The organism is Pseudomonas sp. NBRC 111130 (genome assembly GCF_001320485.1).
Taxonomy (GTDB): Bacteria; Pseudomonadota; Gammaproteobacteria; order Pseudomonadales; family Pseudomonadaceae; genus Aquipseudomonas; species Aquipseudomonas vlassakiae.
Window position 1 is genome coordinate 99894 of record NZ_BCBG01000001.1, and the last position, 18370, is coordinate 118263.

18 protein-coding genes and 2 pseudogenes are annotated in these 18370 nt (G+C 64.8%); 11 read left to right on the plus strand and 9 right to left on the minus strand.

Going from position 1 to position 18370, the window contains the following annotated elements:
- Positions 1-17: 17 nt before the first annotated feature.
- Complete coding sequence (locus tag APH33_RS00660) at positions 18-1175, plus strand: MFS transporter (RefSeq protein WP_054883301.1); 1158 nt, start codon at positions 18-20, stop codon at positions 1173-1175.
- An 18-nt stretch (positions 1176-1193) separates the two neighbouring features.
- On the plus strand, positions 1194-2171 hold the full coding sequence (locus APH33_RS00665) for a D-2-hydroxyacid dehydrogenase family protein (protein WP_054883302.1): 978 nt from the start codon (positions 1194-1196) through the stop codon (positions 2169-2171).
- A gap of 23 nt (positions 2172-2194) precedes the next feature.
- Here the strand turns inward: APH33_RS00665 and APH33_RS27565 are convergent.
- From APH33_RS27565 to APH33_RS00675, 3 genes and pseudogenes are all read right to left on the minus strand, one after another.
- Positions 2195-2272: pseudogene (locus tag APH33_RS27565) on the minus strand (GNAT family N-acetyltransferase); the annotation flags it as partial.
- A 128-nt stretch (positions 2273-2400) separates the two neighbouring features.
- Positions 2401-3189 (minus strand): formate/nitrite transporter family protein, encoded by a 789-nt coding sequence (locus APH33_RS00670; protein WP_054883303.1) that lies wholly within the window; start codon positions 3187-3189, stop codon positions 2401-2403.
- 356 nt (positions 3190-3545) lie between these two features.
- A complete protein-coding gene (locus APH33_RS00675; RefSeq protein WP_099814547.1) occupies positions 3546-3800 on the minus strand; it encodes a hypothetical protein in 255 nt (84 codons plus the stop codon).
- A 167-nt stretch (positions 3801-3967) separates the two neighbouring features.
- On the opposite strand from APH33_RS00675, the gene APH33_RS00680 reads away from it, so the two are divergent.
- The 4 genes from APH33_RS00680 to APH33_RS00695 are packed head-to-tail and all read left to right on the plus strand — an operon-like array spanning position 3968 to position 8665.
- A complete protein-coding gene (locus APH33_RS00680; RefSeq protein WP_054883305.1) occupies positions 3968-4450 on the plus strand; it encodes a hypothetical protein in 483 nt (160 codons plus the stop codon).
- Positions 4443-5885, plus strand: coding sequence for a TIGR01777 family oxidoreductase (locus APH33_RS00685; protein ID WP_054883306.1), 1443 nt, complete (start codon positions 4443-4445; stop codon positions 5883-5885). Before APH33_RS00680 ends, APH33_RS00685 begins: the two co-directional genes overlap by 8 nt.
- Before the next feature lie 9 nt (positions 5886-5894).
- Positions 5895-8342, plus strand: coding sequence for a PEP/pyruvate-binding domain-containing protein (locus APH33_RS00690; RefSeq protein WP_054883307.1), 2448 nt, complete (start codon positions 5895-5897; stop codon positions 8340-8342).
- Positions 8339-8665, plus strand: coding sequence for a YceK/YidQ family lipoprotein (locus APH33_RS00695; protein WP_249341955.1), 327 nt, complete (start codon positions 8339-8341; stop codon positions 8663-8665). The genes APH33_RS00690 and APH33_RS00695 overlap by 4 nt, the downstream gene beginning before the upstream one ends.
- Positions 8666-8682: 17 nt before the next feature.
- Here the strand turns inward: APH33_RS00695 and APH33_RS00700 are convergent, their stop codons facing one another.
- Complete coding sequence (locus APH33_RS00700; RefSeq protein ID WP_054883309.1) at positions 8683-9303, minus strand: LysE family translocator; 621 nt, start codon at positions 9301-9303, stop codon at positions 8683-8685.
- Positions 9304-9393: 90 nt separating this feature from the next.
- On the opposite strand from APH33_RS00700, the gene APH33_RS00705 reads away from it, so the two are divergent.
- A complete protein-coding gene (locus APH33_RS00705) occupies positions 9394-10395 on the plus strand; it encodes a 5'-nucleotidase (protein WP_054883310.1) in 1002 nt (333 codons plus the stop codon).
- Positions 10396-10410: 15 nt separating this feature from the next.
- Here the strand turns inward: APH33_RS00705 and trbK are convergent, their stop codons facing one another.
- On the minus strand, positions 10411-10590 hold the full coding sequence (gene trbK, locus APH33_RS00710) for an entry exclusion lipoprotein TrbK (protein ID WP_054883311.1): 180 nt from the start codon (positions 10588-10590) through the stop codon (positions 10411-10413).
- Between the two features lie 125 nt (positions 10591-10715).
- On the opposite strand from trbK, the gene APH33_RS00715 reads away from it, so the two are divergent.
- The gene (locus APH33_RS00715; RefSeq protein ID WP_054883312.1) at positions 10716-11486 is read left to right on the plus strand and encodes an SDR family NAD(P)-dependent oxidoreductase; all 771 of its coding nucleotides are present in this window, start codon (positions 10716-10718) and stop codon (positions 11484-11486) included.
- A 12-nt stretch (positions 11487-11498) separates the two neighbouring features.
- Here APH33_RS00715 and APH33_RS00720 read toward each other — a convergent pair.
- Positions 11499-12151, minus strand: a pseudogene (locus APH33_RS00720) (HD domain-containing protein).
- Positions 12148-12591: a GNAT family N-acetyltransferase gene (locus APH33_RS00725; protein ID WP_054883353.1), complete on the minus strand. Its 444-nt coding sequence runs from the start codon at positions 12589-12591 to the stop codon at positions 12148-12150. Before APH33_RS00725 ends, APH33_RS00720 begins: the two are co-directional and overlap by 4 nt.
- Positions 12592-12784: 193 nt before the next feature.
- On the opposite strand from APH33_RS00725, the gene APH33_RS00730 reads away from it, so the two are divergent.
- From APH33_RS00730 to gstA, 3 genes are all read left to right on the plus strand, one after another.
- Positions 12785-14506 (plus strand): ABC transporter permease subunit, encoded by a 1722-nt coding sequence (locus APH33_RS00730; RefSeq protein WP_054883313.1) that lies wholly within the window; start codon positions 12785-12787, stop codon positions 14504-14506.
- A 9-nt stretch (positions 14507-14515) separates the two neighbouring features.
- Positions 14516-15820: a nitrate/sulfonate/bicarbonate ABC transporter ATP-binding protein gene (locus tag APH33_RS00735; RefSeq protein WP_054883314.1), complete on the plus strand. Its 1305-nt coding sequence runs from the start codon at positions 14516-14518 to the stop codon at positions 15818-15820.
- 121 nt (positions 15821-15941) lie between these two features.
- On the plus strand, positions 15942-16547 hold the full coding sequence (gene gstA / locus APH33_RS00740; RefSeq protein WP_054883315.1) for a glutathione transferase GstA: 606 nt from the start codon (positions 15942-15944) through the stop codon (positions 16545-16547).
- 62 nt (positions 16548-16609) lie between these two features.
- Here gstA and APH33_RS00745 read toward each other — a convergent pair whose 3' ends face one another.
- Together APH33_RS00745 and APH33_RS00750 are read right to left on the minus strand one after the other, a co-directional pair.
- On the minus strand, positions 16610-17104 hold the full coding sequence (locus APH33_RS00745) for a DUF1543 domain-containing protein (RefSeq protein WP_054883316.1): 495 nt from the start codon (positions 17102-17104) through the stop codon (positions 16610-16612).
- A gap of 246 nt (positions 17105-17350) precedes the next feature.
- On the minus strand, positions 17351-18361 hold the full coding sequence (locus APH33_RS00750; RefSeq protein ID WP_054883317.1) for a cytochrome d ubiquinol oxidase subunit II: 1011 nt from the start codon (positions 18359-18361) through the stop codon (positions 17351-17353).
- Positions 18362-18370 lie beyond the last annotated feature (9 nt).

Genomic DNA, 18370 nt, shown 5'->3' on the forward strand with positions numbered 1-18370 from the left:
CCCCTCGGAAAACTCCAATGCACAACAACAAGAACAACCTGCTTTTGCGTGCCGCCCTGATCTACATCGCCGCCACGGCGCTGATCATCATCGGCGTGCAACCGATCTTCATCGGCCTGGTGGCCGAACGGATGAACCTGGACCTGAGCCAGCAAGGCTGGATCCTGTCCAGCGAAATGACCGGGACGTTGCTCGGCAGCCTGCTGTTGCCCCTGCTGGGCCGGCGCTTCGGTGGCCGTGGCCTGTACCTGGCAGGCGCGCTCGCGGCCCTGCTGCTCAATGTGCTCAGTGCCATGCTGGACTCACTGGCAACGCTGGTGCTGTGCCGCCTGGCCTGCGGCGTGGCTACCGGGTTGCTGTATGCCGGCGCCATCAGCGGGCTGGGGCGCTTGCCGGGGCAGGACCGCTCGTATGGTTTATCGCTGCTGATCCAGACCGCCGTGTTCGCGCTGTATGCCACCTGCATGCCGCAGCTCGCCGAGGTGCTCGGCAACCGTGGGGCAGTAGCAAGCATCGGTGGCTGGTTCGTGTTGATCGCCCTGGTCGCGCTGGCCATTCCGGCCCGCCTGCACCGCGATGCGCCGTTACCCGTGGCCCAGAGCGGTGTCGGTTGTGCCACGCTCGGGCGTTATGCGCTGCTGGGGATGCTGTGCCTGCAGCTGGCGATCTATTGCATCTGGGGCTTTGTCGACCCACTGGCCCGCGAGCGTGGGATCAGCCCGGTGGAGGTGGGCTGGTCGTTCGGTCTGGGCATTCTCGGCGGCTTGCCCGGCGGGGCCCTGCCCAGTGTGCTGGGCGCACGGGTGGGGCGTGGGCCGATGATCGCCTTCGGCTCGCTGCTGGTGTTGTTGTCGATCGTGTTGCTGGCACGCCAGGCACAGGATGCCGAGCAGCTGTGCGTGGCGTTGTTCCTGATGAACTTTGGCTGGGTGCTGGCGCTGACCTACTACATGGGCGCCATCGCCACCAACGATCCGCGCGGCACCTTGACGCCCTGGGTGAGTATCCTGCAGGTCGCGGCGGCGGCGCTGGCACCGGCATTCGTGGCCTTGCAGCAGCAGAGCGCCGGGCATGAGGCGATCTTTGTCAGTGCCGGGGTGGCGGTGGTGCTGGGAGTTGTGCTCAAGTGTATGGCCAGGGTGGTGCCACGTCGGGCCAACCCCTTCCCACACTGACCGCCGGGGCCGATCACCATGCGCATTGCCATTCCCGATGACTACCAGGACGTCATTCGCTCGCTCGAATGCTTCAAACGCCTCGCTGGGCATGAGGTTCGCGTGTTTCACGACAAGCCACCCGCCTCCCTGGATGAGCTGGCGGCCCGCTTCGCCGATGCCGACGCCCTGGTCCTCACCCGCGAACGCACGCGCATCGATGCAGCCCTGCTCGACCGGCTGCCCAACCTCAAGCTGATCAGCCAGACCGGCAAGGTCGCCGGCCATCTGGACCTGGAAGCCTGCACCGCCCGCGGCATCGTCGTCAGCGAAGGCCGCGGCTCGCCGGTGGCGCCGGCGGAGCTTGCCTGGGCGCTGCTGCTCAACGCCCGGCGCCAGCTGGTGCCCGCGATCGAAGCGTTCAAGCAAGGCCACTGGCAGGTCAACCTGGGCCAGGCGGTGGCCGGGCAGCTGCTGGGCATCTGGGGCTACGGCAAGATCGGCCAGCGGCTCGCCCGCTACGCCCAGGCTTTCGACATGCCCGTGCTGGTGTGGGGCAGCGAAAGCAGCCGGGCGGCGGCCGAGGCCGATGGGCACCGGGCGGCGACATCGCGCGAGGCTTTTTTTGCCGAGGCGGACATTGTCAGCCTGAACCTGCGGCTGTCAGAGACAACGCGCCATCGGGTGACCTTCAGCGACCTGTCGCGGATGAAAGCGGATGCCTTGCTGCTGAATATCAGCCGCGCCGAGCTGATTGAACCCGGGGCCCTGCTGCAGGCGCTCGACGCCGGCAGGCCGGGCTTCGCTGCGGTGGATGTGTTCGAACAGGAGCCGATACTCGAGCCGAACCACACCCTGCTCACCCACCCGCGGGTGCTGAGCACGCCGCACCTGGGCTATGTGGAGAAGAACGGCTACGAGCTGTATTTCGGCGATGCCTTCGACAACGTGGTGGCGTTTGCCCAAGGCGCGGCGCAGAACGTCGCCAATCCGCAGGCGCTGACGATGCGGCGCTGACCTGCAGGCTCAAGGGTTATGGCTTACGCCGGGTCAGGCAAGGCCATGTGAAACGGCCGGCCTTCGCCGTCCAGCGGCGAACGCCCGATCTGCACGAAGCCGATACCGCACTCATGTCGGCATCATGTATGCCCGCTTCGCGAATCAACGCCTGGGCGGTGCACGGCAGAACAGCCGGAAAGGAAGGAGGCGCCAATGCTACCCAGCCTGGCCGGCGAGGTAAAGGCACTTACGGCACCGTGGCCTGCTCCTGGGCCGTCGCAGCAAACGACACGTAGTACGCCAGGCCGACGAAGATGGCCCCGCCCACCGCATTGCCGAGGAACACCGCGAGCAGGTTCTCGGCCAGCGCGCCCCAGCTCAGGTAACCGGCAAAAATCGCCGCCGGGATCAGGAACATGTTGGCCACAACGTGCTGGAAGCCGATGGCGACGAAGGCCATGATCGGGAACCAGATGCCGAGGATCTTGCCGCTCATCTCACGGCTGGCAAAAGCCAGCCACACCGCCAGGCACACCAGCCAGTTGCAGCCGATACCCGAGACGAAGGCATGAACGAAGTCGGCGCTGGCCTTGCTGGTGGCGGCGGCCACGGTCTTGGTCAGGTAGGCGCCCTCGGTCAGGCCAAGCAGGTGGCCGAAGAAGTACGCCACGAACAGCGCGCCGAGCAAGTTGGCCAGGGTCACCAGCAACCAGTTGCGTGCCACCGCCGCCAGGCGAATGCGCCCGGCGAACATGGCCAGCGGCAGGCTCATCATGTTGCCGGTAAGCAGTTCGCCGCCCGCCAGGATCACCAGGATCAGGCCAATCGGGAACACAGCAGCACCCAGCAGGTTACCCAGCGAAGCCCATTGCCCGGGGATCATCGCGCTGACATGAATAGCCAGGATAAAGCCCATCGAGATGAAGCCACCGGCAAGAAAACCGAGGATGAGCAGTGCGCGGGTAGGCAAATGGGCTTTCTTGGTACCGGCCTCGATGACGAGTTCGGTGATTCGGGAGGGGGCATTGACAGACATTTCGGAAACTCGAACGCAGGGACGACAGGCATGCCCAGAGGCATGCCGGCAGTCAGGAATTTACGGGTGGCAAAGTGGTGCGAGGTGCTTCAGGGAGAAGGCAAAACGGGTGGTCTCTGGCGCTGCAACGAAGAGGCGCGCACGTTACTGAGGCAGAATGTCGCAGTCAAATTGATAGGGTGGATGGCTTGATAGACCGGGTCGATGAGGGGGCTGGCGTGCCCCCCTTCGGCATCTGACGCCCTCCCTGTGGGAGCGGGCGCGCCCGCGAACACCGGCAGAGCCGGTGCCATCCACCGAGTCGCCTCTTTCGCGGGCTCGCCCGCTCACAGGATACCGACCGCCACCGCAAGCGCTCAACGAGGTTCCGGGTGTTCGCTGGACACCGAGTTGTTGGCATCCACATCCTGCATGTCTTCCTCGACCGGGGCCTCGTCGTCCGCCGGCAGCGGAACTTCGACATCCTCGTTCGTGCGCGCAGTGCCATTCTCCCGCTGCTGCTGTGCGTCCTGATCGGAGCCTGGATTGCCTGGCGGCGGGTTCCAGTCTTCCGGTCGCCTCTGCGACCACGCTTCACCCACATCCTGCTTTTTCGGGGTATCTGTCGTCATGGTGGGTCTCCGGTCTGCGGTGCAGCGGATCTGCACCTTTAACTCAGAAGAAATGCGAAGGGCTGGAGTGCCAGCGCCTCGACCAGTGGCGCAAAAAGCCAGCGCCTACGACCACTTGCGCAAATCAAGTACACTGGCCGCCGTCACGGAAGCCGACAGGACAAGGAATGCTCCGCTCTTTTACCGCACGATGCGATGTGCGCCGTGCATGGGTACGCTGGCTGCAAGCCGCAGCGCTGATGCACTTACTGATTGGCCTGGGCCTTACCTGGGCCGGCCATAGCGCGTTACTGGGCACATACCAACTGAGCATCGAGCAGGCGTTCTGGGGCCAGGCAGCGCCTGCGCCTGCCCGCGAGCAGCAGGTGTGGTGGCTCGCACTGTTCGGCGCCACCTTGCAAAGCTACTCGCTGTACATGCTCGGCCTGATCCAGCTGGGCGACCGCCTGCGCAGCCACAGTGCCTGGGCCTGGCTGGCATTCGGCATCGTGCTGTGGGCACCGCAGGACATAGTGGTGTCGTTGCAGGCCGGCATGTGGTCGCACCTGGTCATCGATGGCCTGGCCCTGCTCGCCCTGCTGCCACCGTTGCTGTGGCTGTATCGCTGCGACCGCCCCACCACCACTTTGAAAGGACTTGAACGTGGCTGAACTGCCGATCCTCTCCTGGGCCCTCAACCTGCTGCTGATCCAAGGTTTGCTGGGCGCGCTGGACACTGTCTACCACCATGAACTGACCGTTGCCCTGCCCCAGCGCTACAGTGCGCGGCTGGAGCTGGCGATCCACGCAGTGCGCTCGTGCTGCTACGGCATCCTGTTCCTGGGTATCGCCCATGTAGCGTTCCAGGGCGTCTGGGCGATTATCGTGGCGGTGGTCTTCACCCTGGAGATCGGCCTGACCCTGTGGGATTTCGTGGTCGAGGACCGCAGCCGCAAGCTGCCGGCCATCGAGCGCATCATGCATACCGTGCTGGCGATCAACGCTGGCGCCTTCTTCGCGCTGTACGGCCTGCAGCTGCTGCAGTGGTCGAGCCTGCCCGATGGCTTGGTGGCCATCGACCTCGGCTGGCGCGGCTGGCTGCTGACCCTGTTCGCCCTCGGTGTGACGGCGTCGGGGATCCGCGATGCGCTGGCGACGCTGCGCCTGCACCGCCAGGGGCCGCCAACCAACCCGTTCGCCGGCAGCGCCTACAAGCAGGTGCTGGTCACTGGCGGCACCGGCTTCATCGGCGAAACCCTGGTCAACCAGTTGCTCGATGCCGGTCACAGCGTCAGCGTGCTGGCCCGCGACCCGCTGCGCGCCGCCTACCTGTTCGACGGCCGCGCCCGCTGCCTGCGCAGCCTCGACAAACTCGGCCATGACGAGCGCTTCGACGTGGTCATCAACCTGGCGGGCGCGCCCGTCGCCGGGCCACGCTGGACACCGCGTCGCCAGGCGCAGCTGCTGGCCAGCCGGGTCGGCACCACCGAGGCCTTGCTGCACTGGGCACGCCAGGCCCGGCACAAGCCGGCGCTGTGGATCCAGGCCTCGGCCATCGGTTACTACGGTGTACGCGATGCTAGCCAGCCACTGGACGAAAGCGCCAGCAAAGGCGACGGCTTCATGGCCGAACTGTGCGATCGCTGGGAGGCTTCCGCCAGCCCGGCCAGCGCCCTCGGCGTTCGCCAGGTGGTGCTGCGCCTGGGCGTGGTGTTCGGCCCTGGTGGAGCGCTGGCGCCCCTGCTGATGCCGTTCCGCCTGGGCCTGGGTGGGCGCATGGGTGATGGCCGGCAAACCATGAGCTGGGTGCACCGTGACGACGTGCTGGCGGTGATGGCGCGCGCCATGGTCGACAGCGAAATGCAGGGCACCTACAACCTGGTCGCCCCCGAGCCGGTCAGCCAGGCCACCTTCGCCCAAACTGTCGGCCGACTGCTCAAGCGCCCGGTGTGGCTGCATGTTCCCGCCGCACCGGTTCGGGCGCTTGCCGGGGAAATGGCCGAGCTGTTCTTCGACGGCCAGCGCGTGCTGCCGAGCCGCCTGGAGCAGGCCGGCTACCGCTTCCAGTACCCGACCCTGGACAGCGCCTTGCGCGACCTGGCCTGAGGAGCATCGATGAGCAAGCCTCTGCTGTACCTGCTGGCCGGCAACGGCAGCGCCGCCGACTGGTGGGACGATGCCCTGCCGCACTTCCGGCACTACCGGGTGCAGGCCCTGGAGCTGCCCGGCTTCGGCGACAACCCCGCGCCGCCCTGCACGGACCTGGACGAGTACGCGCAAGCCCTGCTGAGCCTGAGCGAACGCGGGCACGCCATCATGGCCGTTGGCGTCAGCGCGCTGATCGTGCTGCATGCCCTGCAGCGCAGCCCCGGCCATTTCAGCCGCAGCGTGCTGCTGGCCCCGGTCGGCGCCTTCCTCTGGCAACGCCGCCTGCCGGCGCTGATGTCGCCGCTGCCGCTGCGCAAGGCCATACACTGGCTGCTCAGCCACAAGCCGCACTGGTTCGCCGCCAAGTTTTCCAGCCAGCGCTGGACACCCGCGCAGTACCAGCGCATGGGTGCCGGCTATGCCCGCTGCCGCGCCTTCGTGCCCTCCTGGGCGCAACTGCGCGCCGACACCGCGCTGCCGCTGCTGGAGTGGGTCACCGACCCCATCGAGCTGGTATGGGGCGACCACGACCGCGTGCTGGGGATCGCCCAGGCCGCCGCCTGGTCAGCGATCCTCGCCCGCGCCGACCTGCGCATCAGCCTGCAACCGGGCTGGGGCCACTACCCCTGGATCGATGCGCCGGCCGAATTTGCCGCCTGGCTGGAGTCTGGCAGCCAAGGCTTCGTCGCCCACACCAAAGGCGGCCGCCTGCAACTGGCAGCACTGGCCGGCCAGGCTGTGCCCGAAGCCCTGAGCCTGGACGACGGCAACGACCCGCGCCTTGCCAGGCTGCTTGCCTCGCCCCCGGATGCCCTGTGGGCCGTGCGTTCCTCCAGTTATGCCGAGGACCAGGCCGATGCCGCCAATGCCGGCCTGAGCACCACTTACCTGCGCGTGCCCGGCGACGCCGTCGCCGACCGTGTCAGCGCACTGCGTGACGCCGGCGTCGAGGAAGTGGTGGTGCAGCGCTTCATCCAACCGAGGGTGTCCGGCATCGCCTTCGTGCGTCACCTGTCGGTGGAGCTGGAGTGGCTCGAAGGCCATCTGGAAGCGCTGGCCGACGGCCAGGCCAGCCCCCGGCGCGCAACGCTGTCGCGCTTGGGCGCTGCCTGGCAAAGCGGCCACTTCGCCAACGTGCATGGCCTGACAGCCAAGGCCCTCTGGGACTTCCTGCAAGGCGTGCTGAACGTCTTCCACTACGTGCCCGGCGATATCGAATGGGCCTGGGACGGCCAGCAACTGTGGCTGCTGCAGTATCGCCCGATCAGCGAGCATGGCTGGCGCCGCCACCTGACCTCGGCCAACATCGCCGAGATCCTGCCGCCGCAACCCAGCCGCTTCGTCGAATACGCCCAGCGCCGCGCTGCCGCCAGCATCCCGGCGATCATGGCGCGCTGGGACAGCCGGGTGCTGCAGGACAACGAACCCTTCACCGCCGTGTTTGGCGGTGCCTCCTACATCAACAACGACTTGTTCCTTGCCCGCCTGGCCGACTGGGGCATCTCCGCTGCCAGCTACGCGGGCGAAGTCGGCGGCGCCACCCCCGCCCTGCCGTGGCGCCCGCTGCGCTTGCTGCGCGCTGTGCCGCGCCTGTGGCGCATGCAGCATGCTGCACGCAGCCACCTGCAAGCCCTGGCCCCGGGCCTGCAACGCTTCGACGCAGAACTGGCGCAACTGCAGGCCGCCGGCGCTGACGGCCAGCAACTGGCAGACTGGTTCAGCCGCTTCTATGTCTTCGTGGTGCAGGGCAACCTGTGCATCGCCACGGCCCTGGCCAGCAGCGGCGGTGCCTGGCTGGGCCGGCCAGCGACCGCCTACAACGATCTGCAGCACAGCCCCCACCGTCTGCCGTGGGAAACCGACCCCGGCACACCGCGGCCGGCGCCGACCGAACTGCCCCTGCAGCCGCTGCCCGCCTGGCCATCCGTCGTAACCTTGGCCCATCGCCTCGGCCTGCCCGGCTTGCGGGGTTACTACCTGCAAGTGCGCGAGTGGTACCGGGACAACCTGATGCGGATCTTCTTCCGCGTGCACCACGCCATGCCTGAGGCTCAGCGTGCCGATTGGTTCGGCCCGCATCCTGACGTGCGCACGCGCGACGGCAGCTTCTGGCAAGACGGCAGCCAGGGCAGCGAACAGGCCACCGGTTTCATGATCTACCCTGGCCAGGTGCAAGGCATCCTGGGCCAGGACATCCTCCTCGAGGACAGCCTCGACCCCGGCCGCCACGCCCACTATCAGGCCGCACGGGCCGTGATTGCGCGCATGGGTGGGCGGTTGTCCCATGGTTCGACCTTGCTGCGCGAACTGCGAAAACCCTCGGCAGTGCTGCCGCAGGTAAGCAGCGAATGGCTGGGGCGCGAAGTGCAGTATCGGGATGGGGAGCTGCGGCTGGTTGAGGGGCAACAAGAATGAACGACAAGGAACGTGTGACAACACTTATGAAAAGGATTGCCAAGTGCCTGGTGCTCACCCTGCCGCTGATGGTGAGTGGCTGCTGGAGTACGCTCACTCACCTCGATGGCGAACGCTGTGTGTATCCAGGCACACGCTTTGGTTGGAACTTTGCCACGCGCAACGGCCCCGGCGGCCTGGTGGGCCTGATCGACGTGCCCTTCTCCCTCGCGCTGGATACAGTGCTACTGCCTTATGACCTGACCGGTTTTCTCCCTGAGGACATGGGTGGAGATCGTCGGGAATGCGATCTGGATGGCTCGTTCAACGTGCTGGTGATGTAGCTCACTGCGCTCTGCACCTAGCGCTTGCCCAGCGCCAGCCGAGCCGCGAACAACATGAATACCAGGCCGGTCGCACGGTCCATCCACTGGATGACCTTGTCCCGTCGCAGCAGGCCCGCCAACGGCCGGGTCGCGCCAATCAGCAGCATCGCCCACAGCAGGCCTAGTACCACGTGAATGCTGACCAGGCCAAAGGTCCAGGCCACCAGAGGCTGGCCCTGGGGAATGAACTGGGGCAGGAACGACACATAGAAGATGCCGACCTTGGGATTGAGCAGGTTGCCCATCAAGCCCTTGAGAAACCAGCTGCCAGCACGCTGGCCATCTTCCCCGGCAGGTGCCAGCGATTGTCGTGGGCGCAAGAGCATGTTGAGGCCAAGCCAGGCCAGGTAGGCAGCCCCACAGTACTTGAGAATGTTGTAGGCAAGCTCCGATACCGCGATCAATGCGCCAAGGCCGAAAGCAACGGCTGCGCCCCACAGCAGGCAGCCAGCGTTGATGCCTAAAGCGGCGCGCACGCCCTCCTTGCGGCCCTCTACCGTAGCGGTCCTGAGAATCAGCGCCGTATCCAGGCCTGGGGTCAGGGTCAGCAGCGTGGCTGCCAGGGTAAATGCAATGAGATTGTCGGCAATCGGCATGCGAATTCGGGCCTTGATTGAACTCGGGCGCAGATTAGCATGGCGTTGGCCTATGATGGTGGCTGGTCCCCGCCTTTCTCAGGACAGCCCATGCCCTACCCCATCGAACAGAAACTCGTCGTCGGCGTCGCCTCCAGCGCCCTGTTCGACCTGACCGTCTCCGACAACATCTACCAGTGCGAGGGCGTCGAAGCGTATCGCCTGCACCAGGAAGAAAACCTCGACGTGCCCTTCCCCAAGGGTGTCGCCTTCCCGTTCATCCGCCGCTTCCTGAGCATCAACAAGGCCTTCCCCGAACAACTGCCGGTGGAAGTGGTGCTGCTCTCGCGCAACTCGCCGGAAACCGGTTTGCGGGTGTTCCGCTCGATCAACCATTACAACCTGGACATCACCCGCGCCGCGTTCATGTCCGGCCGTTCCCCCTACGAATACATCCCGGCGTTCAATGCCTCGCTGTTCCTCAGCGCCCATGAAGGCGACGTGCAGCGTGCAATCGACGCCGACTACCCGGCGGGCCTGGTGCTGCCGACGAAGATCTACGACGACGAGATCGATACCGAGCTGCGAGTGGCCTTCGACTTCGATGGCGTGATTGCCGATGACGAGGCGGAGAGCGTGTACAAGCAGCGCCTGAACCTGGATGAGTTCCAGGCCCATGAGCAAGATCGCAAGGCTATACCGCATCAGCCAGGGCCGCTGGCAGACCTGTACCGCAAGCTATCGTTGATTCGCAAACTGGAAGACCGCAAGTTGGCACAGGACCCTGCGTACCAGCGCATCCTGCGCATCGCCATCGTCACGGCACGCAATGCGCCGGCCCATGAACGGGTGGTGACGACCCTGAAGAACTGGGGCGTTTCGCCGGATGAGTCGTTCTTCCTTGGCGGGATGGAGAAGGACCGGGTGCTGTCGATCCTCAAGCCGCACATGTTCTTCGACGACCAGCGCAGTCACCTGACTTCAGCGGCGGGGGATCTGCCGATGGTGCATGTGCCCTTCGGTGTGGCGAACAAAGAGAAGCAACAAAATAGTGCCGAACAACTGCCATCGGAGCGTCCAGCCACGCCGCCAGCCCATCTTCGCCCGGCGTGAACCGCGACCATGCACTCACGGCGACTGCCGAGGCATGCACTTCTCGACCAGCGTATCGCGGTTGGCATTATTGGGGAGCGTCTTCAAACGATCGGGCTGACAGTGTTCATCGGAGACCGCGTAGTGGGAGGAATCGTCGCCACAGGCCGCCAGCAAGATAGCGATGGCAATCACAAGAAGGGATTTGCGAATCATCTGCTCACTCACTCCATTGACGGGCGGAGGTTTGGCAAAAGGAAAGACGCCTGCCAAAAGCGTAGCGCGTCACAGGGCGAGTTCAATGCCAGACTGCTACTCAATTCACTCGCGTGAGGTGCCGCATGAGCCTGATACCCAACTTCAATGGCCAGGCCAATGTCCTGGTAGCCGGCGCAAGCCGTGGCATCGGCCTGGCGCTGTGTACGGCCTTGCTGGGGCGTGACGAGGTGGCCAGGCTATGGGCGGTCTCGCGCAACGCCAAGGGCAGCGACGACCTCGCCGCACTCGCCAGGCAATACGGCGAGCGCCTGGTGCTGATGGATTGCGACGCGCGTGACGAGCGAGCACTCGCGGCGCTGGCAGCAGAACTCGGGCGTACCTGCGAGCACCTGCACCTGGTCATCAGCACCTTGGGCATCCTCCATCAGGACGGCGCCAAGGCAGAGAAATCACTGGCACAGCTGGACCTGGCCGCCCTGCAGGCAAGCTTCGCGAGCAATGCCTTCGCACCGATCCTGCTGCTCAAGCACCTGCTGCCCTTGCTGCGCAAGGCGCCCTCCACCTTTGCCGCGCTGTCAGCCAGGGTGGGGTCGATCGGCGATAACCGCCTGGGTGGCTGGTACAGCTATCGAGCCAGCAAGGCCGCGCTAAACCAGTTGCTGCACACGGCGAGCATCGAACTGAGGCGCCTGAATCCGGCCTCCACCGTGCTGGCGTTGCATCCCGGGACCACGGACACAGCGCTGTCGCGGCCGTTTCAAGGGAATGTGCCAGCGGGCAAGCTGTTTGACCCTGCTTTCGCCGCGCAGTGTGTCATCGAGCAGGTCGGACGGTTGGGGCCTGCGGACAGCGGAGGGTTCTGGGCGTGGGATGGACGAGCCATTGAATGGTGATAGCCCCAGCGCCTAGCCCTCGCCAACCTCATCCATGAAATCTGCAAGAAATGCTTCAAGCCGCGCATGGCGTTCGGCAGCCAGTCGAGCGCCTTCGCCGGTTGTGAAACCGGAGGCGAGTTTCAGCAGTTTGGCGTGGAAGTGCTCGATCGCATACACCGTATCCCGGTACTCCCTGCCCGCGCAACGGGATTCTCGAAATCGTACAACCCAGACCCCATTCGCCCAGCCGTGTAAAAACACCGGGCAATGCCTACCGCACCCAAAGCGTCCAGCCGATCGCTGTCCCGAAGGATCCTGGCCTCAAGCGTCTGCGGCGCGAAACCTGCCGAATAGCTGTGGGTTTTGACGGCATGCGCCACCTGCTCGACGCGCTGCGAAGGCCAGCCCAGATCAGCCAGGATTGACGCCGCCTTGTCCGCCGACAGCGACGACGCCTGGTCACGCAGTGGCGAGTTCTTTTCTACCGCGACACAGTCATGCAGCACCGTCGCTGCAAGCAGCACTTGCAGATCACCGCCTTCCACCCGCTGTATCCGCTGCACGTTGACCCAAACGCGATGGATATGGGACAGGTCGTGGGAGCCATCTTGCTGGCTCGCCGGCAGGTATTTCAGCAACTCGGCGGCGAGATGCTGGAACGGGGTAAACACTTCACCAGTCATCTCAGTTTCTCCATCGGCTGATAGACCAGCCCGGCGAACTCGCCCATTTCCCCGGCCAAAACGAAACCGTAGCGCTGGTATGCAGGCACGGAGCTCAACGAAGCCCTGACGGTCAGGACCTGGCTCCTTACGTGCGCCAGAACCTCATTCATCAGGCGCGCCCCCACACCCCGGCGTTGCCATGCAGGCGCCACGAACAGCATCGCTACATGACGGCCTTCCTTGAGCTCAACCAGGCCACAGAGGTTGCCATCCACTTCGCAGACCAGGATCAGGTTATCGCCTCGCATGCGTTCGGCGAACGCTTGCTCGGCAGCAACCTTGGCGAACGTCTCCACCCCCTGCTCGGACAGCGAGGGTGCCACCGCCAGCGTGAATGCCTCCAGGCACAGGGCGCTGGCGATGGGTAAATCGGCGCAGGTCAGCTTGCGTATGTGCATGTCAAAAAAGTTATCCATAACCACCGTGCCTTCACGTGACATTCCATGGCAGACAGCCGAACCTTATCCGAACAACGTGTGCACAGCCATCTGACCATCCGCTTTCGACACATTGACCTGTCATCCACCTGAACCATACTGGCTCAGGTGCTGGCACCTGCCCCTTCCACACCCTGACGATCGAGACCTGTTCATGGCCCGCCTGTTCAACCCATCGCCAGGCCTGCGTGAGGTAGCGCCCAACCGCTGGGACTGGATTCTTCTGCCATTGGTGCTGGTGGTCCTGGTGCTGGCCGCCTACGGCGCCATGCAGATGAGCCGGCCGTTCGTGGTCGGCGAGGCGCTGCCGATTGCCCTCGACCCGGTCAACCTGCCCTACTACCTGATGCGCACCATCCTGCGGATGTTCATCGCGCTGGGCTTCTCGCTGCTGTTTGCCTTTGTCTTCGCTGCGCTGGCGGCCAAGTATCGCGCCGCCGAAAAAGCCATGATCCCGCTACTGGACGTACTCCAGTCGGTACCCATCCTGGGTTTCCAGGCCATCGCCATCGCGCCGTTCATCGCGCTGTTCCCGGGCAACCTGCTGGGGGTGGAATGCGCGGCGATCTTTGCCATCTTCACCTCCCAGGCGTGGAACATGGCGCTGAGCCTGTACCAGTCGTTGCGCACCGTGCCGCCGGAGCTGAACGAGGCTGCGCGGATCTTCCGTCTCTCGGCCTGGCAGCGCTTCTGGCGCCTGGAGCTGCCATTCGCGATGCCTGGCCTGCTGTGGAACATGATGATGTCGATGTCGGGTGGCTGGTTCTTCCTGGTCGCTGCCGAGGCCATCTCGGTGGCTGGGCAGGACATCAAGTTGCCCGGCATCGGCTCCTATATCGCCGTGGCCATCGACCAGCGCAACCTCGGTGCCATCGCCTGGGCCATCGGTGCGATGCTCACCGGCATCCTGCTCTACGACCAGCTGTTCTTCCGCCCGCTGCTGGCCTGGGCTGACCGCTTCCGCTTCGAAGACACCCAAGGCGACACCGCGCAACGCTCCTGGGTGCTTGACTGGGGGCGCCGCAGCCGCTGGCTGAGCGCCTTCAGTGCGCAGCTGGCCAAGGGCGTGCAGAAAGCCATGGGCTGGTTCGCCCAGCGCCACGACGGCACCGTGGCGCGGCGCCCGTGGCTGCGCCTGCCGGCCTGGTGGCCACGCGCCTGGGACATCCTCCTGGTGCTGGCCTGCGCCTTTGCCTTTTTCCGCCTGGGGCTGTTCGTGCACCAGGACGTCGGCTGGGGCGAAGCCCTGCACGTGCTCGGCCTGGGCCTGATCACGCTGTGCCGGGTGATGCTGCTGATTGGCCTGGCCTCGCTGGTATGGGTGCCGCTGTCGATCTGGATCGGCCTGCGCCCGCGCTACTCGCAGAAGGTGCAGGCGCTGGCGCAGTTCCTCGCCGCCTTCCCGGTCAACCTGCTGTTCCCGCTGGTCGTCCTGCTGCTGGTGCATTTCCAGCTCAGCCCGAACATCTGGCTGAGCCCACTGATGGTGTTCGGCACCCAGTGGTACATCCTGTTCAACGTGGTGGCGGGGGCTGCGGCCATTCCCTATGAACTGCGCCTGGCCGCCGACAACCTTGGCCTGCGCGGCTGGCTGAAATGGAAGCGCGTATACCTGCCAGCGGTGTTTCCCAGCTTCGTCACCGGCGCCATCACGGCCAGTGGCGGTTCGTGGAACGCCAGTATCGTCGCCGAGTACGTCAGCTGGGGCGACACTTCGCTGGTGGCCGACGGCTTGGGCAGCTACATCAAGCAGATGACCGATGCCGGCGACTTCCACCGCATTGCCCTGGGCATCGGCGTGATGTGCATCTATGTGATGCTGCTGAACCGCTTGTTCTGGCGCCGCCTGTACCTGCGCGCCGAAAGCCGTCGTTGAGGACCTGCCATGAAACAACCACCGCTGATCCAGCTCAAGGGCGTGAGCAAGGCCTTCCGGGCCGCCGACGGCACGCCGCGAACCATCCTCGAAGGCGTCGACTTGCAGCTGCGCGAGCGTGAAATCGTCGCCCTGCTCGGCCGCTCCGGTTCGGGCAAGTCGACCCTGCTGCGGATCATCGCCGGCCTGATCGGTGCCGACCGCGGCACCGTCACCTACCGCGGTCAGCCGATCCACGGCCCGCTGGGCGGTGTGGCCATGGTCTTCCAGACCTTCGCGCTGTTCCCCTGGCTGACCGTGCAGCAGAACGTCGAACTCGGCCTGGAGGCCCAAGGTGTGAGCCCGGCCGAACGCGAGCGCCTGGCCGACGCCGCGCTTGAACTGATCGGCCTGTCCGGCTTCGGCGGCGCCCTGCCACGCGAACTGTCCGGCGGCATGCGCCAGCGCGTGGGCATCGCCCGTGCCCTGGTGATGAACCCCGAAGTGCTGCTGATGGACGAGGCCTTCTCGGCACTTGACGTGCTCACCGGCGAAACCCTGCGCGACGATATGCTCGAGCTCTGGGAGGAACACCGCATCACCACCCGCAGCATTCTGGTGGTGTCGCACAATATCGAGGAGACGGTGATGATGGCCGACCGCATCCTCATCCTCTCCAGCGACCCGGGCCGGGTGCGCTCGGAACTGCACATCGACCTGCCGCGCCCGCGCAACGCTGACTCAGAAGAGGTCCGCGCGCTGATCGACGAGGTCTATGCGCTGATGACCCAGCGCCCCGAGGCCATCGCTGCCGCAGGCGCGCCACCGGCCGTGGAGCTCGGCTACCGGCTGCCCGACGCCGATATTGCACGGATGGAGAGCGTGCTCGAACTGATCGCCGGCGAACCGTTCAACGGCGAGGCCGACCTGCCGCACCTGGCCGAGGAAACCGAGCTGCCCGACGAAGTTCTGTTCCCGATCTACGAGGCACTCGGCCTGCTCGGCTTCGCCCAGGTGGTCGAGGGCGACATACGCCTCACACGCCACGGCCGCAATTACGTGACCGCCCGCCAGGCGCGGCGCCAGGACCTGTTCGCACGCCAGTGCAAGGGCCGCGTGTCGCTGATCGGCTACATCCTCGACAGCCTGCACCTGGAGCCTGCCGGCCTGCAGGAAAAAACCGTGCTCGACCGCCTGACGGAGTACATGGACGCCGAGGAAGCCGAGCGTGTGCTCAAGGTGGCCATCGAGTGGGGGCGCTATGCCGAGCTTTATGAGTACGACTTCCACACGCGCCGCCTGACCCTGGCCCGGGAAATCATCGATGCGCAGTGATTGTGCTGGCCGCTGGTCAGCGGTTTGCCAGAGACCCTGCTTTGCTGTCATAACCTGAGCGCTGCACAGCGCCTCACCACGCCAGCCGTATCCCGGCTGGCCCACTCAATGGGAGAAGACCATGAAGCTCTTTTACTCGCCGGGTGCCTGTTCACTCTCGCCGCATATCGTCCTCAACGAACTGGACCTGCCCTACACCGTCGAAAAGGTCGACCTCAAGACCCATACCACGGCCAGCGGCGCGGATTTCTACACGCTCAACGCCAAAGGCTATGTGCCAGCCCTGCAGCTGGATAACGGCGAGGTCCTCACCGAGGGCCCGGCCATCATCCAGTACCTTGCCGAGCACAAGCCCCAGGCCAACCTGCTACCGCCTGCTGGCACGCTGGAGCGCGCGCGGGTGCAGGAATGGCTGAACTTCATCGGTACCGAGCTGCACAAGACCCTCGCCGCGTTGTTCAACCCGAGCATCAGCCCGGAGGCCAAGAGCAAGACCATCGAAACCTTCGGCAAACGCCTGGGGTTCGTCGACAAGGCGTTGCAGGGCAAGGATTACCTGACCGGTAACGCTTTCAGCGTGGCCGATGCCTACCTGTTCACCATCGTCAACTGGGCGCCGATGCTGAAAATCGACCTCTCGCCCTGGCCAACGGTGGTGCAGTTCCAGCAGCGCGTCGCCAACCGCCCGGCCGTGCAGAAAACCCTGAAAGCCGAAGGCTTGATCTGACCCGCACCAGGTTCGAGCGGCCAGCCCTTCGCAGGCCTGCGCCGCTCGCCTGGCTGGCAAGGCTATCCCAGGACGATGTAGTCGTTGCGCTGCACGATCCCGGCATGCGGCCCTTCAACCAGGTGCACATAGCGGCCGCCCACTTCATCAATGGGCAAGCAGTCGTCAACGTCCAGCACCGCATCGGTGTGGGCCTGCGCCCAATGTGACAGGATCTGCCGCTTGCCTTTTGCCTTGGCCTCGCGTTTGTCCCTGGCCACGACCAACAGATAATGATGCGCTTCGCCGAACGTCTGCGACTCGTAGCCCCCCAGGTTGATGAAGTAAAGGCGCGGTGCATCGGGTAATGGCGCCAAGCTGCTCAATTCCACCCGCCAGCCCTCGACGCCATCGACAGCCATCCAGGCGTCGATATGCATGCCTTTAAGGCTGCCGAACCAACTGTCACGCAGTTGCGGGTAGGCTTGTTCAAGCGTATCGGCCACCACGAAAGCGACATCGTGCACCTCGATTCTTGCCCGAGGGTGTTTACCGCCAAGCAGCACTACGAAAAGCATTCATTACCCCTGTCATCGGCTTCTGCTCAGGATCGGCATCTGCAAATACCTTGTCATGTGAGGTAAGCCCAACACTGGCGAACCATCGACACGTCGATAGCATGGAGGTTATCAGGGTTTGTGCAGTAGTACTGGAAGGTCAAGGCTGCGCGTTGGCTTCTTCGCGGGCGCCCGCTGCCACCCGGATTGCTGTTCGGTTCACCGGCAGTCACAGGTCTCGTCATAGCCGAGCCATGCACTAATTGCTCAGGGTGCGCCTCGCCCCCACACATGGACTTTCCCGCTAAACACTCGAAACCCAAAGGTGTTGTAGAAAAAGGTCACCGGCATCAGCAGGACAAAACCAGCCAGCATGAAGGTTTGGCTTGTCCTGCCAGACGCGGCGCTGAACAGCGTGAGGCTGGGCGGGACGATCAGAGGAAAAAGGGTAACGACCATCAGCGTGAACGCCAGGACGAACACACTCAGCGCGCAGATCAGCGGCACTACGTCGTAGCGGCTTCGAAAGCTGAGCGCAAAAGCGGTGAAGGCAAACAGGCCTGTTCCGCCCATTGCCCCCAGAACGACCGGGTTGAAAAGTCGCTGCGCATAACCGGGGTTCAGGCCAGACGTCCAGATGAGCAGAACCATCAGCAGCACCAGGGTGGCTGCAGCAAGACATTGCGCTTGCCTGCGCGATGTTCGTTGCAGGTCACCTTCGCTTCGCCAATACAGCCAACAGGCCCCAAGCCACGCATAGCCCACCACCAACACGCCCGCGCAGTAGAGTGCGAAAGGGCTGAGCCATTCCCAGCCGGTTCCGGTGAATTGCCCGTTCCGGCTGGAAATGCCTTGCACCAGCGTTCCCAGCGCCGCGCCCTGGCATCCCCCGGCGATCAACGACCCGCACGTGTGCAGCGCGTCGATGCCGCGCTTGAGGGTCGGGCTTTGCGTGTAATCGCGAAATTCCAATGCCATGGCACGCATGATCAGCGCCAGGAACATGACGATGAAGGGTAGGTACAACGCCGGTAGCAGCACCGCATACGCCAGCGGAAACAGCGCCAGCAGCCCTCCGCCACCCAGCACCAGCCAGGTTTCGTTCGCGTCCCAGATGGGCAAGATCGACACCGCCATGGCGCGTCGTCGCCCGGCGCTGCGGGTCAGCCCCAAGAGAATACCGACGCCCAGATCCGTACCGTCGAGCAGCACGTAGCTGAGCACCGAAAACGCGAGAGCGGCAGCTGAAAGCAAAACGATCACGTCACCTTCGAGCATGGGCGCACC

Coding starts and splice junctions, on each gene's coding strand:
- APH33_RS00660 (WP_054883301.1), top strand. CDS start 18: ATGCACAACAACAAGAACAACCTGCTTTTGCGTGCCGCCCTGATCTAC.
- APH33_RS00665 (WP_054883302.1), top strand. CDS start 1,194: ATGCGCATTGCCATTCCCGATGACTACCAGGACGTCATTCGCTCGCTC.
- APH33_RS00670 (WP_054883303.1), bottom strand. CDS start 3,189: ATGTCTGTCAATGCCCCCTCCCGAATCACCGAACTCGTCATCGAGGCC.
- APH33_RS00675 (WP_099814547.1), bottom strand. CDS start 3,800: ATGACGACAGATACCCCGAAAAAGCAGGATGTGGGTGAAGCGTGGTCG.
- APH33_RS00680 (WP_054883305.1), top strand. CDS start 3,968: ATGCTCCGCTCTTTTACCGCACGATGCGATGTGCGCCGTGCATGGGTA.
- APH33_RS00690 (WP_054883307.1), top strand. CDS start 5,895: ATGAGCAAGCCTCTGCTGTACCTGCTGGCCGGCAACGGCAGCGCCGCC.
- APH33_RS00695 (WP_249341955.1), top strand. CDS start 8,339: ATGAACGACAAGGAACGTGTGACAACACTTATGAAAAGGATTGCCAAG.
- APH33_RS00700 (WP_054883309.1), bottom strand. CDS start 9,303: ATGCCGATTGCCGACAATCTCATTGCATTTACCCTGGCAGCCACGCTG.
- APH33_RS00705 (WP_054883310.1), top strand. CDS start 9,394: ATGCCCTACCCCATCGAACAGAAACTCGTCGTCGGCGTCGCCTCCAGC.
- trbK (WP_054883311.1), bottom strand. CDS start 10,590: ATGATTCGCAAATCCCTTCTTGTGATTGCCATCGCTATCTTGCTGGCG.
- APH33_RS00715 (WP_054883312.1), top strand. CDS start 10,716: ATGAGCCTGATACCCAACTTCAATGGCCAGGCCAATGTCCTGGTAGCC.
- APH33_RS00725 (WP_054883353.1), bottom strand. CDS start 12,591: ATGCACATACGCAAGCTGACCTGCGCCGATTTACCCATCGCCAGCGCC.
- APH33_RS00730 (WP_054883313.1), top strand. CDS start 12,785: ATGGCCCGCCTGTTCAACCCATCGCCAGGCCTGCGTGAGGTAGCGCCC.
- APH33_RS00735 (WP_054883314.1), top strand. CDS start 14,516: ATGAAACAACCACCGCTGATCCAGCTCAAGGGCGTGAGCAAGGCCTTC.
- gstA (WP_054883315.1), top strand. CDS start 15,942: ATGAAGCTCTTTTACTCGCCGGGTGCCTGTTCACTCTCGCCGCATATC.
- APH33_RS00745 (WP_054883316.1), bottom strand. CDS start 17,104: ATGCTTTTCGTAGTGCTGCTTGGCGGTAAACACCCTCGGGCAAGAATC.
- APH33_RS00750 (WP_054883317.1), bottom strand. CDS start 18,361: ATGCTCGAAGGTGACGTGATCGTTTTGCTTTCAGCTGCCGCTCTCGCG.